This is a genomic window from Segatella copri, assembly GCF_026015295.1.
GTDB lineage: Bacteria > Bacteroidota > Bacteroidia > Bacteroidales > Bacteroidaceae > Prevotella > Prevotella copri_C.
Genome location: NZ_JAPDUW010000001.1, coordinates 25,053 through 40,619 on the forward strand (window position 1 = coordinate 25,053; position 15,567 = coordinate 40,619).

Annotated in this window: 7 protein-coding genes; 6 read left to right on the forward strand and 1 reads right to left on the reverse strand. The window is 46.0% G+C overall.

Annotated elements, in window-relative coordinates; all coding sequences use genetic code 11:
- Nucleotides 1-58: 58 nt before the first annotated feature.
- Nucleotides 59-1,345 carry a M18 family aminopeptidase gene (locus ONT18_RS00095; protein ID WP_264903501.1) on the reverse strand — a complete coding sequence of 429 codons (1,287 nt, stop codon included), beginning with the start codon at nucleotides 1,343-1,345 and terminating at the stop codon, nucleotides 59-61.
- A gap of 124 nt (nucleotides 1,346-1,469) precedes the next feature.
- Between ONT18_RS00095 and ONT18_RS00100 the strand changes: the two genes are divergently transcribed.
- From ONT18_RS00100 to ONT18_RS00125, 6 genes are all read left to right on the forward strand, one after another.
- Nucleotides 1,470-5,603, forward strand: a complete 4,134-nt coding sequence (locus tag ONT18_RS00100) for an ATP-binding protein (RefSeq protein WP_264903503.1) — start codon at nucleotides 1,470-1,472, stop codon at nucleotides 5,601-5,603.
- A 179-nt stretch (nucleotides 5,604-5,782) separates the two neighbouring features.
- On the forward strand, nucleotides 5,783-7,003 hold the full coding sequence (locus ONT18_RS00105) for a glycoside hydrolase family 5 protein (RefSeq protein ID WP_264903505.1): 1,221 nt from the start codon (nucleotides 5,783-5,785) through the stop codon (nucleotides 7,001-7,003).
- Nucleotides 7,004-7,031: 28 nt separating this feature from the next.
- Nucleotides 7,032-10,208 (forward strand): SusC/RagA family TonB-linked outer membrane protein, encoded by a 3,177-nt coding sequence (locus ONT18_RS00110; protein ID WP_264903506.1) that lies wholly within the window; start codon nucleotides 7,032-7,034, stop codon nucleotides 10,206-10,208.
- A 58-nt stretch (nucleotides 10,209-10,266) separates the two neighbouring features.
- Complete coding sequence (locus tag ONT18_RS00115; protein WP_264903508.1) at nucleotides 10,267-12,042, forward strand: SusD/RagB family nutrient-binding outer membrane lipoprotein; 1,776 nt, start codon at nucleotides 10,267-10,269, stop codon at nucleotides 12,040-12,042.
- 72 nt (nucleotides 12,043-12,114) lie between these two features.
- Nucleotides 12,115-13,116: a COG1470 family protein gene (locus ONT18_RS00120; protein WP_264903510.1), complete on the forward strand. Its 1,002-nt coding sequence runs from the start codon at nucleotides 12,115-12,117 to the stop codon at nucleotides 13,114-13,116.
- Between the two features lie 51 nt (nucleotides 13,117-13,167).
- The gene (locus ONT18_RS00125) at nucleotides 13,168-15,486 is read left to right on the forward strand and encodes a glycoside hydrolase family 3 N-terminal domain-containing protein (protein ID WP_264903512.1); all 2,319 of its coding nucleotides are present in this window, start codon (nucleotides 13,168-13,170) and stop codon (nucleotides 15,484-15,486) included.
- Nucleotides 15,487-15,567: the final 81 nt, after the last annotated feature.

The following is a 15,567-nucleotide window of genomic DNA, read 5'->3' on the forward strand; positions in this document are numbered from 1 at the left end:
GATAAACAGAGGGGTTACGGGCGAGAAGGTGAAGAGTGAAGAGATAAATCGGGATTGCTTACAACTGATAGAACTTGGTGAAAGCCTTCACGCAATATTCATGGTCGATAACGCTACCGGTTTCGCGGCAACTGTGCATAGCGAGGATGGCATTGCCCATATCCACACCCTTCAATGGGATGGAAGAGGCGAGGATATTGCCCAAGGTGCTGCCACCTGCTACATCGCTGTGGTTTACGAAACGCTGGCATGGTACACCGGCTGCATCGCAGATGTTGGCGAAGATGGCTGCTGATACAGCATCGCTCGCATACTTCTGGGCTGCATTGAACTTGATGACCGGACCACCGCCCAACTTAGGATGATTCGTAGGGTCGAACTTCTCGCTATAGTTAGGATGCCAGGCATGCGCATTATCGGCTGAAATCATGAAGGCACGCTCTACTGCCTGATAATAAGCCTCTTCTGTATGGCTCTGTGCCAGGGCAATGCGCTGGAGCATATATGAAAGAAATGGACTTCCGGCTCCCTGTTTGGTCTGAGACCCCGTTTCTTCATTATCGAAGATGGCGAGAACCTGGGTGGTATCATTGGCAACAGATGCAATCATCGCCTCTACACCAGCCCAGCACATAGACAGGTCGTCGAGTCTGCCTGAAGAGATAAACTCATCGTGTACACCGAAGGTGCAGGCTGGAGTGGCATCAGCCAGATAGAGATCGAAATCAAGAACATCCTCTTTCTGGATATTCAGTTCGCCGGTTATCACATTCATCAGGAGGTTACCCTTCTCCAGTTCATCATTGATGATGCCGAGGATAGGGAGTACATCCTTCTGCTTGCTCAACTTCACACCATCATTCACCTTACGGTTGAAGTGGATAGCGAGATTGCTGATCTGCAGCAATGGGCGCTTCACATGAAGAAGAAGTGTCTGGGGATTCATCGCATTCTCGCCCTTCACGATAACTCTACCTGCCAGGGTGAGCGGACGGTCGAACCAGGTTGACATGATAGGACCACCATAAACCTCGGTATTCAGTTTTACGATACCGCCCTCGCAAAGCATCTCAGCATTTGGCTTGATGCGGAAGGTAGGCGAGTCGCAGTGGGCGCAGATCATGTGGAAACCGGCATCTGCCAAAGGCTTCTTTCCGATTTGGAAGGCGTAGATGGAAGAGTCGTTCTTGGTAACGAAGAACTTTTCACCCGCTTCAATCTTGCCCAAAGGCTCCTGTGGGTTCATACGTCGGAACCCGTTCTTCTCCAATTCCTCGGAGATATTCTTTACTGCCAGGAAATTCACTGGCGATGCGTCTAGAAAGGATAATAATCTTTTGATCATAGTCTATATCTTTATATTAATATCTTGCAAAGATAATAGATTTTTTTCATTTTATCTCATTATTCTATTTGTTTTTCATTTTTTTGTATTATCTTTGTCCCCAAATAAGATCAATGAATGAATTATGAAACGATATAAATCCTGCACTCTAATTATATTGCTGCTGTTGGCATCGGCTCTTCAGGCATATGCGCATATTTCCAGAAATATGTTCATGCTTTCCAATCTCAATGCTGACAATGGTCTTTCCAGCCCTCGAGTTTATTCTATTGTCGAGGCTGAGGATGGTGCCATGTGGATAAGTACTAAGCGTGGAGTTGACCGATATAATGGGCAACAAGTAACCAATTATACTTTATACACAGAGATGCCGTATAGTGATGCTAGTGGTAGATGTATTAAACTGACTAAGGATGCGCAACATCTGATTTACGCCTACGACAACAAGGGAAAGGTGTATATATATGATAAGAGGAAAGATACATTTGTTTTGAAATGTAATCTTCAGAAAATTTTAGGTGGAAGTATCGTGTTGAACGAACTGTTGGTAGACGGAAAGGGCAATTTCTGGTTAGCTATGGATAGAGGCATTTATTGCTTATCAGCAGCTACTGATGGAAAGGAGATAGTTCGGGAGACAGCTAAGGGTAGGTTTGTATTGAAAAATACCTATATAAATCATATCCAATTTATAGGTCAGAAACTCTTGATAGGAACATTTAAAGATGTTTATTGCTATTCGGTGTCTGCCCGGAAGTTAGAAAAGAAGATTAGTGGCAGTTCTGTAGTATCCTCTTATCATGATATTGCGGGACATCGTATCTGGCTGGGTACTTTTCACGAAGGAGTTAAAGTGATGGATGATCGTACTTGGAAGCTGATAAAATCTGCTGATTTCCAATCTTTGCAAAACATTCCTAAAATTCCAGTACGTTCAATCATTTTATATGATAAGCAGACTCTTCTGATGGCTGTAGATGGAGCTGGAATATATGCTTATGACAGTTCGAATAAACAAACCAGACTCTTGCTTGATACAGATGGACGTCCGTGTAACGTGTTGAATGGTAATGGATTATATACCTTGTGCTGCAATCGTTTTGGCGATTTATGGACAGGCTCTTACTCGGGAGGAGTAGATTTGGCAATACCGATGAAACATACATTGGAATATATCACACATGAATATCTCAACAGTCAATCACTGATAGATAATTGTGTGAACGATGTTTTCCAAAGCCGTGATGGGAAAATATGGTATGCCACAGATAAAGGAGTAAGTGTCTATGATGCGCAGACTCGTCTTTGGCATCATGGATTATATAATAAGGTGGCGCTTACGATTTGTCAGACTGTAGACGGCAGAATTCTGGTTGGTACCTATGGTAATGGCGTATATCAGGTTCATGCTGATGGCACTAGTATGCCTGCTTATTCTGTGGAAACAGGAATGTTGAAGAGTGATTACGTATTCAGTCTTTTTACTGATAGCGATGGTAATATTTGGGTGGGATGTTTGGATGGAGATATGGCTTGTTTCCCTTCAGATAAATATAATTTGAATGGAACGGGAAAGTCGGTATTCTATCTGCCTGTCAACGAAGTGCAATGCATCACGGAATCACTGGATAAGCGTTTTATTGCTGTAGGAACTTCGCATGGAGGCTATTTGATTGATAAGCGTGAACCTTTGCATCCTCGTCGTTTCTTTTATCCTGAACAGTATCCCGGTAAAGACATTAATTTGTTTGTCAACAGTATGTCTTTTCAGGATTCCCGTCATATCTGGATTGGAACGGATGGAGGAGGACTCTATGATTATGATTTCCTGACAAAGAAGTTTAAGCGCTATACGAATCAGGACGCTTTGCCTTCTAATACTGTTTATGGACTTATAAAAGGTATTAATGGCAATTTGTGGATCAGTACGGATAAAGGATTGGCTTTCATGAAACAGGGGAAGATAGTAAACCTCAACATCTTTAAGGGAATGGAACGTGAGTATAACCGAATGTCTGTTGCGTGTACTTCAGATGGCAGGGTGCTTTTTGGCAGCAACGATGGAGTTGTCGCTTTGACTCCTATGTTTGCCAAAGGTTTGAATTATGCCGCTCCACTTCGTATTCATAGTGTTGAGGTTGAAGGTGTCGAACGTTCCGATTACTGGAATGAATGTCTCTTTGAAATGTTGAAGGAAGGCAAATTGAGTCTTAGCCATAATGAGAATACGCTGGTTGTTTCTTTCGAGAGTATCAATTATCAATACCAGTATGATATCCAATATCAATATTATTTGGAAGGATACGACCGTAATTGGAGTAAACCATCTTCTAATCAGTTGGCACGATTTGTAAATTTGCCTTCGGGCAGCTATGTGCTTCATGTAAAGGCTATCTGCAGAAGTAATGGTAGAGAATTGGGAGAAACAACTTTGGAAATTCATATAGCCCAACCTTGGTGGAATACCTGGTGGGCATGGATTATCTATCTCTGTATTTTTGCTGCCATCTTATATTTTGTCTGGCAGTATTACAAAGAGCGCTTACAGCGAAAGTATTATGATGAGAAAATCAATTTCTTCGTTAATACTGCCCATAACATACGTACTCCTTTGAGTCTCGTGTTGGCTCCTCTTGATAATCTGGCTAATGATTCCAGCTTGAGTGAGAAAAGTCGTGGATTCTTGGATATGGCGCATCGCAACGGCAACAAACTGTTGAAGATGGTTACAGAATTGCTTGACTTCCAAAAGGTAGAGCAGTCTGCCGAACAGGTTCGCCTGCAAGATATAGAATTGCCGATGCTTTTACGTGTGCAGTTGGAAAAGTTTGTATTGGCAGCTCAGGAGAAGCATATTCAACTGTGTATTGAAACGTGTCCGCAGCAACAGATTCATTCTGATGTCAAAATGATGGATCTGATATTGGAAAATCTTCTCTCGAATGCTATCAAATATACACCTCAAGGTGGAAAGGTTACGTTGTCGGCTTCTGTTGAAGGTAAGATGGCTATGATTCATGTATGTGATACAGGTATAGGTATTCCAAAGGCCGAAATTAAGAGTATCTTCAAGACCTTCTTCAGGGCTTCTAATGCGATAAATTCTCAGGAAATGGGAAGTGGATTAGGACTGATGCTTACACGGAAGCTTGTAGAGAAATTAGGAGGAAAGCTTAGTTTCGTAAGTGAGGAAGGAAAGGGTACTACTTTCTGTGTGAAGATGCCATTAGGTCATGTAACAGATTCTTCTGTCCGGCTTGTAGGAGAAAAGAAAAATGTTGCAACTGAATCTTCTTTAGCTGAAGATAAGCATGATGAAACTTGCCAGACTGTGTCTTCTGCGGTTCTGCAGGATGCTGATGTTTCAACGGATACACTTCTTTTTGTCGATGACAATGAAGATCTTCGCAAATATATCAGAATGACTTTTGGTGATTCTTATCAAGTAGTTGATGTAGAGAGTGCAGAGGCTGCCTTGAAATATTTGAAAGAGGGCGGGGTATGTGATATCGTTGTTTCTGATGTCATGATGCCGGGAATGCACGGAGATGAGTTCTGTCGCAGCATCAAGGAAAATAAGGAAACATCATGGCTGCCTGTTATCCTGCTGACTGCTAAGGCTGGTCGTGACTTTATGATAGAGGGACTCGGACTTGGTGCTGATGACTATATAGCCAAGCCATTCGATACAGCTATTCTTGCGAGTAAGGTTGCCAGTATTTTGAAGAATCGTCGCCGGTTGAGTCAGTATTATATGGACAGAAGCCTTGCACTTGTTAGAGGAGAGGTTGCTTCTGAGTCTGCCTCTTCCGAGCAGATTGTGGGTTCTGCTTCTTCCAATGAACGCTTGGAACCTACTGGAGTTTCTGAAGAGAAAAAGGATGATACTGTTTTGAATAAGCAAGGCCAGACATTCGAAAATGTGGCAGAAGCTGTTCTGGATCCACAAGACCAGGCTTTTGTAGATAAAGCTACCCGTTTGGTGTTGACTCATCTGAGCGACACAGACTTTAATATCGACCGACTCTGTAGAGAGATGGCGATGAGCAGAACGCTTTTCTATGGTAGGCTGAAGACTCTTACGGGTCAAAGTCCGCAGGATTTTATGCGTTTGATACGTCTGGAGCAGGCTGCAATCTTCCTGAAACAGGGGGATAGTGTGCTGGATGTATCTGTGAAAGCCGGTTTTGTAAATGTGAAGTACTTTAGTACTGTATTTAAAAAGCACTTTGGGGTTTCTCCAAGTAAGTATCTGTAAATTAGAGTTTTAAATTCAAAGAAAAGGTTTCTGTTTAGACGATATGTCTGATTTGAAACCTTTTTTTGTTTGTTATCTAACCCTCTGAAAGTTCCTTTTCTTTATCTTTGCAACCAGATTCTGTTACGTAAGTTAAACAGTTATTTAAAAAACGAAACAATAACAATATAAACATAAAAATGAGAAGGAACTTTTTGAAAATTAGCCTCTTTTTAATAGGCGTCTTCACATGTTTCTCATGCGAAGCAAGTACATTGCCCTCATCCGGCAGTTCTGATGGTGTAGGCGAATCCATACCTACTGCCCAGCAATGGAATAAAGATGTTGTGGGGTGGAATCTTGGCAACGAATTCGAGTGCTCAGCTCCTGGACAGGATGGTGAGTCGATGCAGATTGGCAACCCTGATGGTTCTATCCATGCAGAGACAGCCTGGGGCAATCCCGTTGTTACCAAGAAGATGATACAAGCCGTGAAGAAGGCAGGTTTCAATGCCATCCGTATTCCAATCCGTTGGCAGTGCCACATTACCAACGCTCAGGCGATGAGCATCGACAAGGCTTGGATTGCTCGCATCAAGGAGGTGGTGGGCTGGTGCCTTGACAACGGTTTGAAGGTTATCATCAATGTGCATCATGAAAAATGGCTCGAAAGTCGTCCTACCTATCAATATAAGGAAGAAAACTGCCAGAAGCTTGCGCTCCTCTGGATGAATATCGCCTCTGAGTTTGCCAATTATGATTATCGTCTTGCTTTCGCAGGAACTAACGAAGTGCATATCAAAGATAACTGGGGCAAACCTACTGCCGAGAACCTCGAAGTGCAGAATGCTTACAATCAGATATTCGTGGATGTGGTTCGTGCCACAGGCGGCAACAATGCCAAGCGCCACCTCATCTTACAGACTTACGTTTGTAACCCTTGGTTTGGCATCGAGAATGGAGATTTCATCATTCCGAAGGATGCCGAAGACAATGGCAACAACTATATGAGTGTGGAATTCCACTACTATCAGCCATGGAGCTACGCCGGCGATTGCACCTACGATTACTGGGGTGATGCCTACAAGGATGCTGGCAAGATACCTGCAGACAACGAGAAGACGATGACGGATTTCTTCGACAAGGCGGTGAATACCTGGAGCAACAAAGGACTGGGTATCGTAATAGGAGAGTGGGGAGTAACCGATCACTATAAGTCAAACTCAGAGAAAGTGCATGAAAACATGACCTACTACTGTAAGTTCTTGACTACGGAGGCTCGCAAACGAGGCTTCTCTACTTTCGTTTGGGACAACAACCACTTCGGCAACGGCTCTGAGAAGTATGGCATCTTCGACCGTTTCAAGAGTATGAAGGTGAATGCTCCTTGGATTCTCGAAGGAATCTTTGGGAAAGAATAATGTTAAACTAAAAACAAAAATATCAATTATGAGAAAGAAAACTATGTTTCTCGGCCTGCTTGGTGCAGGTTTGATGTGGATGCCTGCTTCTGCCATTCTCGCTGCCCAGATGAACAATGCAGCGATGAGCGTTCAGCAGAACCAAGGCATCAAGGGTACAGTGGTGGATGCCACTGGCGAAACCTTGATTGGCGCTAGCGTGAAGGTGGCTGGTACAACCAACGGTGCCGTTACCGATATAGATGGTAACTTTACGTTGAACTGCAAGCCTGGAGCAACGCTCGAAGTGAGCTACATCGGTTACAAGACGATGACCGTGAAAGCTGCTAATGGCATGAAAATACAGATGCAAGAGGATGGTAAGGCCTTGAATGAGGTCGTTGTTACCGCCCTTGGTATCAAGCGCGACCGCAAGGCTTTGGGCTATGGCTTGGAGGAGGTTAAAGGTGAGGAACTTACCAAGGCGAAGGAAACCAACGTCATCAACTCTCTTTCAGGTAAGGTGGCTGGTCTCGTTGTGCAGAACACCGCTGGCGGTGCTTCTGGTTCTACCCGCGTGCTTCTTCGTGGTAATACAGAAATGGCAGGCAATAACCAGCCTCTCTACGTGGTGGATGGTGTGCCTTTGGATAATACCAACTTTGGCAGTGCTGGTGAAGCAGGTGGTTATGACCTCGGTGATGGTATCTCTGCCATCAATCCAGACGATATCGAGACGATGACCGTATTGAAAGGTCCTGCTGCCTCAGCCCTCTATGGTAGCCGTGCTTCCCATGGTGTTATCTTGATTACGACCAAGAAGGCGGAGAAGGATAGAATTTCCGTGGAGTACAATGGTTCTTATACTATCGATACCCAGTTGGCTAAATGGGACGACATCCAGGAGGTATATGGTGCTGGCTACAATGGCGAGCTTCCTACATCCAGTACCTCTGGTACCAATGCCAGTTGGGGTCCTAAGGCCGATGACTTCATGTTCAAATATTTCGATGGCGAGGAACGTCCATTCATGATGCATCCAAACAATGCTTCTGGTTTCTTCCGTACAGGTTTCACCACTCAGAACTCTGCCATCCTCTCAGTTAATTCCGGTAAGACGGGTATGCGTTTCTCTGTTACGGATATGCGCAACAAGGATATCTTGCCAAATACCAACATGAGTCGTGACAACTTCAACCTCCGTGTGAATACCTCAGCAGGTCCTGTTGACTTCGACTTCACCGCCAACTATACTCGTGAGAAGGTAAAGAACCGTCCTGCCCTTGGTGACTCTCAGAGCAACGTGGGTAAGAACCTCATGACCCTGGCGGGTACCTACGACCAGGCTTGGCTGAAGCACTATGAGGATGCCGACGGCAACTACTCCAACTGGAATGGTAACGATCAGTATAACAAGAACCCATACTGGGATCTCTATAAGAACAGCAATACATCCGACAAGGACGTGTTCCGTTTTACGGGTAAGGCAATCTGGAACATCAACAAGCACTTCAAGTTGCAGGGTACTATTGGTACCGACATCAACAGCATGAACTTCGAGGACTTCATTGCCAAGACAACTCCAGGAACTCCTGCCGGAAAGCTTACCGACCAAATCTTCAACAACCGCACACTTAACGCCGAGATACTCGCCCTCTACAACAACTCATGGGGCGACTTCGATGTCAATGCTACCGCTGGTGGTAACATCTTCAAGGTGAATAACAAGACCACTACAAACATCGGTCTCAACCAGCAGATGGATGGCATCCAGAATATCATGAACTATCAGGAACAGAACACTCGTGAGAGTATGTACAAGAAGCAGATCAGCTCTCTCTATGCCAGCGCAAGCCTCGGCTACAAGCATACTTACTATTTGGAGGGAACCCTCCGTGGCGATAAGTCGTCTACGCTCCCTACAAATAACAATACATACGTATATCCTTCTGTATCGGGTAGCTTGGTTTTCTCTGAGTTTATCAAGAACAAGAAGTTCATCAATTATGGTAAGATTCGCGCATCTTGGGCAAAGGTAGGTAGCGATACCGATCCATACCTGTTGGCACTCAACTATACCACGGGCAAGTACAGCTACGCGGGTTATACCATCGGTATGATAGCCAACTCAACACAGCCGAACAAGGATTTGAAGCCTACAATGACAGGTTCTTACGAGGTAGGTTTGGAGATGAAGTTCCTTAACGGACGCTTGGGCTTGGATGCCACCTATTACAACCAGAACTCCAAGAACCAGATTTTGAGTTTGGCTTCAACCACCACCTCTGGCTATGCTTACCGCCTCATCAATGCCGGTGAGATTCAGAACCAGGGTGTCGAGATTGCCCTCAATGCCCGTGCCTTGCAGATCAAGGACTTCGCTTGGGACTTGGGTGTCAACTTCTCGAAGAATACCAACAAGGTGAAGTCGCTCACCGATGGCATGGACTATTTTGAGCTTGCCAAGGCAACCTGGTGCGGTGTATCAGTAGGTGCTCAGGTTGGCGAGAACTATGGAGCTATCCGTGGACACGACTTCCTTTACAACGACAAGGGACAGGTGGTTGTCGATGCAGCTACTGGTCTTCCAAAGATTGACCAGAAGGTCAAGACCATCGGCAACTCTACTTGGGACTGGACAGGTGGTTTCTACTCAACCTTCAGCTACAAGAACTTCCGCCTTTCTGCATCCTTCGATGTGAAGGTAGGTGCCGATATCTACTCTATGTCTATGCGTTCTGCATACCAGACAGGTAAGGCAAAGGGAACATTGGCAGGCCGTGAGGAGTGGTACTCTTCTGAGGAGGCTCGCAAGGCTTCGGGTATGGATCTTGCCGCATGGCGTGAAGCAGGTAAATGCAAGGGATTGGTCGTAGATGGTGTCATCGACAATGGCGACGGTACTTATCGCAAGAACGACATCGCCGTGAACCCTGAAGATTACTGGAAGCATGTGGCAAATGGCGTGCAGAGTGCCTTCATTTATGACAACTCTTACGTGAAGTGTCGTGAGATTACTTTCGGCTATACCTTCCCAGAGAGCATCCTGGGCAAGTATGTCAAGGGCTTGACCGTATCCTTCGTGGCTCGTAACCCATTCATTGTTTGGAAGAACATTCCTAACATCGACCCAGACTCCAGCTACAACACCTCAGGTCTCGGTCTGGAATATGGTTCCCTGCCATCTCGCAAGAGTTATGGTTTGAACGTGAACGTGAAGTTCTAGTCTCGAAAAAATGAATCAATTTCTTTAGAAGAGTTCTAATATATAATAAGGTAAGAAAATGAACAATATAATCAAGAAATATATAGGTAAGAGCAGCCTGATGATGGCTTTCGCCCTGATGGCAACCGGCACTGCGATGACTTCTTGCTCTGATGATACCTTGAGCAACATCAATACCGACAAGACCAAGGTGAGCGAGCTCGACCCTAACGCACAGTTGACAACAGCTTTGTTGCAGACTTACGGTGACTTCAGTCTGATGGATACCTACCGTAACTATATAACTGGTTTTCCACAGTATTTCGCTGGTGGTTGGAATGTAACCAATTACGCTGGTTCTAATTTCAGAGAAGATGATATGACCCGTCGAGTTTGGGACCGCTATTATGAAATCGGTATCAAGAACCTTGTGGATGCCATCAACAATTCTGCTGACAAGGCAAACTTGAATGCAGCACTTCGTATCCATCGTGTCTATATCACGGCAGTTTTGGCAGATACCTACGGTGACGTGCCTTGTTTGGAGGCAGGTCTGGGTTATATCTCAGGTATCTCCAACCCTAAGTATGATACCGTAGAGGAACTCTACAGCTGGTTCTTCAAGGAACTTGACGCTTGCGAGAAGCAGCTTGGCACAGGTACCGACCACATTTCTGGTGATGTCACCAGCATGGGTGGTGATGTAGCTAAGTGGAAGAAGTATGCCAATGCACTCCGTATGCGCTATGCCATGCGCATTTCCGATGTTAATCCACAGAAGGCAAAGGAGGAGTTTGAGAAGGCTGTAGCTGCCGGTGCCATCGCCAGTGCAGCAGATGATGCTTATATCAAGTATGCTGATGCTCCATTTACCTATTATGATGGAGCCAACGATTACGATTTCCGTGCCAATGCATTGAGCGAGACTCTCTATGGTCAGGATGCTACATCGCCTACCATGGTATGCTCTACCTTGTTCTATCAGTTGCAGAATACCAACGACCCTCGTCTCTATCGCATCTGCCGTCACTACTACAATATCAAGCGTAGTCAGGTGAAGCCAGATAAGGAGCAGAACATCGACTTGACCGATGATTTCCTGGCTTACTTCCAGAGCAAGAACCTCGGTGAGGAGCCTTGCAACCCTGGTGCAGCCTGGTACACAGACTGGATGAATCCAGCTACGTTGGATGACCTTCCTACTTTGAAGAAGTATGCAGAGATAGACGCGAACACTTATGCCAGCTCTGATTATATAGCCCGAGCTGGTCGTCCTTGCCTGAACATCGACTTCGAGATGCCTTCTTGTCCTGGCGACTTGATGAGCTATGCTGAGGTAGAGTTCCTCAAGGCTGAGGCTGCAAACAAGGGTTGGAATGTAGGTGGTGGTGATGCTGAGAGTCACTACGAGGCTGGTGTTCGTGCCAGCATGGAGTTGCTCAACAACTACTATCTTACATCCAACAAGATTTCCAAGGAAGAGATAGATGCGTTCATTGCTAACAATCCGTTGGGTGACAATCCTAAGGAGACCATCAACACCCAGGCTTGGATTCTCCACATGATGAACCCTTCTGAGGGTTGGGCTAACATGCGCCGCTCTGACTATCCTGCCATCTTGAATCGTGATCGCTTGACCAAGAAAGGTTTCACTTATACGGATCCCGATTGGTCAATGCCTGTCCGCTTGCAGTATCCTGAGTTGGAAGCTCAGTACAACAATGCTAACTACAAGGCTGCCATCGACCGCATGGGTGGTACAGACGATTGGCACAAGCGCCTCTGGTGGGACAAGGCTGATGTAAACCTTCAGCCAGACTTCAATCCTCCATTCGGAACGGGATATAGCAAGTAGTGTTTAATGTTAAGTGTTAAATGTTAAGTCTTATAGGACAATAGAATAGAATAATTAATTATGAATAAGACAATGAAACAATATAAGGAAAAAGTCTTGAAGGCTATGATGATGCTCTTAGCCGTGGGTTTCGCACTGGCTGGTACATCTACCTTGTCTTCTTGCTCTTCTGACGATGAACCATACTTCACTGTCAGCGAAGATGACAATCCACGTATCTTGAACACCGACTTGGCTGATTCCAAGATAGACCGCAAGACTAATTATAAGATGGAAATCAAGGTGACTCCAGCTCACTACACCACTGTGACATGGTTGCTTGATGGCAAACAGATTGCCGAAGGTACCACCTTCGACCAGACTTTGCCTTTAGGTGATCATGAACTGAAGATTGTGGCAACCACCACCAAGAATAAGACCACATCCCGTACCTTGAAAGTTACCGTGACTCCTGCTGCTGATGATCCAGCCTTGGGTACCAATGCCAGCGAGCTTTGGGTAGCTCCGGGAGAAACTACAACCATACGCAACTGCAAGAATCTGGTGGATCACGTTCAGAAAGTACTCATCGATGGTAAGGAGGCTGCCTTCGTAGTTCTCGATGAGGGTAAGGCATTGAAAGTTACAGCTCCTTCTGACCTCGCCAATGGCGATTACGACATTACATTGGTAGATGGCAGTGGTGTAGAGTTCCCTTGCGGTAAAATCAAGGTAACTACAGAGCCACGTCCATCTATGGAGACTACCCTCTGGGAAGGTCATCACTATGTATCTTGGGACTTGGGAGATGGTGACCCTAACAAGAGCTTCAACCTCATCACCAAGGACCAGGTAGCTAAGTGGAAAGAGGGGCAGACCCTTCGAGTTTACTGCTCGATGAAGGATGACGATGATTACCATCAGATCAAGCTTGCCACCGGCTGGTGGACCGACTTGACTTCTCCATACGAGTTTGGTGAGGGCAATGTCGTGAAGTTTGAGTTGACCCAGGATGCACTCGACAAGATGGCTGCAGAGGATGGGTTCATCTGTGTGGGACATGGCTATTATGTAGATAAAGTAACTATTGAATAATATATTAGAAAGATTTCCGTTTTTATCATAAAACGTCAAACCTTTGAATTTATGAAGAAAATTTTATTATCTATTTCATTGTTGGCATTGGCTTATACAGCCAGTGCCAATGTTCCGGTTATCAAGAGCGACCCTAAGATAGAGGCTCAGGTAGAACAAACCCTGAAGAAACTCACCTTGGAGGAAAAGATAGGTCAGATGATGGAATTGGTGACCGACCTCTTTGGTGCCAACGACAAGAACGGTGTGTTCTATATCGACGAGCACAAGACCGATTCTATCCTTTCCCGCTATAAGATCGGCTCTATCCTCAATGCTCCAAATACCTGCGCACCAACCGCTAAGCAGTGGGAGAAGTACATCGCGCAAATCCAGAAGATCTCGATGAAGCGCATCGGCATCCCTTGTGTCTTCGGTCTCGACCAGAACCACGGTTCTACTTATACACAGGGCGGAACCCTCTTCCCGCAGAACATCAATGTGGCTGCCACCTTCAATCGTGAGATAGCTCGCCGTTCGGCTGAGGCTACCGCTTACGAGACTCGTGCCGTGAGCATCCCTTGGACTTACAGTCCTACCGTTGACCTCGGTCGTGATGCCCGTTGGCCTCGCATCTGGGAGAACTTTGGCGAAGATTGCTACCTCAGTTCAGAGATGGGCAAGGCGATGGTCTATGGTTTCCAGGGCGAGGACCCAAACAACATCGACCAGTATCACATTGCCACTTCAATGAAGCACTTCATGGGCTATGGTGTGCCTTGGACCGGTAAAGACCGTACGCCAGCCTATATCTCTCCTGCCGACTTGCGAGAGAAGCACTTCGCTCCTTTCCTGGCGGGTCTGCAGGCTGGAGCCTTGACCGTGATGGTGAATTCCGCTTCCGTTAACGGTATGCCGATGCATGCCAACAAGGACATCCTGACAGGATGGCTGAAGGAAGAGACTGGATGGGATGGTGTGCTCATTACCGACTGGGCAGACATCAACAATCTCTATACTCGTGAGATGGTGGCAAAGGACAAGAAGGATGCGCTCCGCATCGCCATCAATGCCGGTATCGACATGATTATGGAACCTTATTCTTGCGATGCTTGTGGCTATCTTGTAGAACTGGTGAAGGAAGGTAAGATTCCGATGAGTCGCATCGACGATGCCTGTCGCCGTGTGCTTCGCATGAAGTACCGTCTCGACCTCTTCAAGAACCCAACCCAGAAACTGAAGAATTATCCTAAGTTTGGTGGCGAGGAGTTTGCCAAGCTCGCCTTGGAGGGAGCTACCGAGAGTATGGTGCTCCTGAAGAACGAGGGTAATATCCTTCCTTTGCAGCATGGTAAGAAGATTCTCCTTACAGGTCCTAATGCCAATCAGATGCGTTGTCTGGATGGTGGATGGAGCTATACCTGGCAGGGACATCGTGCCGATGAGTTTGCCGGCAAGTACAATACCATCTATGAGGCATTCTGTAATGAGTATGGCAAGGAGAATGTTATCTTGAACCAGGGTGTTACCTATAATGAGAAGGGAAAATACTGGGAGGAGAACGAACCTCAGATTCAGGGGGCGGTGGCTGCAGCGAAGGATGCCGACGTCATCGTGGCTTGCATTGGCGAGAACTCTTATACAGAGACTCCGGGCAACCTGACCGACCTTTGGCTCTCAGAGAACCAGCGCAATCTGGTCAAGGCTTTGGCTCAGACAGGCAAGCCTGTCATCTTGGTGCTGAATGAAGGTCGTCCTCGTCTCATCGCCGACATCGAACCATTGGCACAGGGCATCATCGACATCCTTATCCCTGGCAACATGGGCGGCGATGCCTTGGCAAACCTGGTATCGGGCAAGTCAAACTTCAGTGGCAAGATGCCTTACACCTATCCTAAGGAAATTAATTCGCTCGCCAACTATGACTTCAAGAAGAGTGAGGAGGTGGGTACGATGGAAGGTGCTTACGACTACAATGCGAAGATTACCCAGCAGTGGGGCTTCGGATATGGTTTGAGTTATACCACTTACAAATATAGCAACCTGAAGGTTTCTCAGTCTGATTTCCGCCACGGCGACATCATCAAGGTGAGCGTGGATGTGAAGAATACGGGAAAGGTGGCAGGCAAGGAGAGTGTTCTCCTGTTCAGTAGCGATCTCATCGCTAGTATGGTGCCTGATGGCCGTCGTCTCCGTGCCTTCGACAAGGTGGAACTTCAGCCTGGTGAGACCAAGACCATGATATTTGAATTGAAGGCAGACGATTTGGCCTTCGTAGGTTGGAATGGCAAATGGAGATTGGAGGAAGGCGACTTCAAGTTGATGATAGCCGACCAGAGTGCCGATATCCATTGCACTGATACTTATCAGTGGCCTACTGCCAACCGATAATGTATATTTAAAAGATGATTTAAAGAAAAGAGCGTGCCAAGAGTGGTGCGCTCTTTTTGTTTGCATAGTAAAATGCAGAAG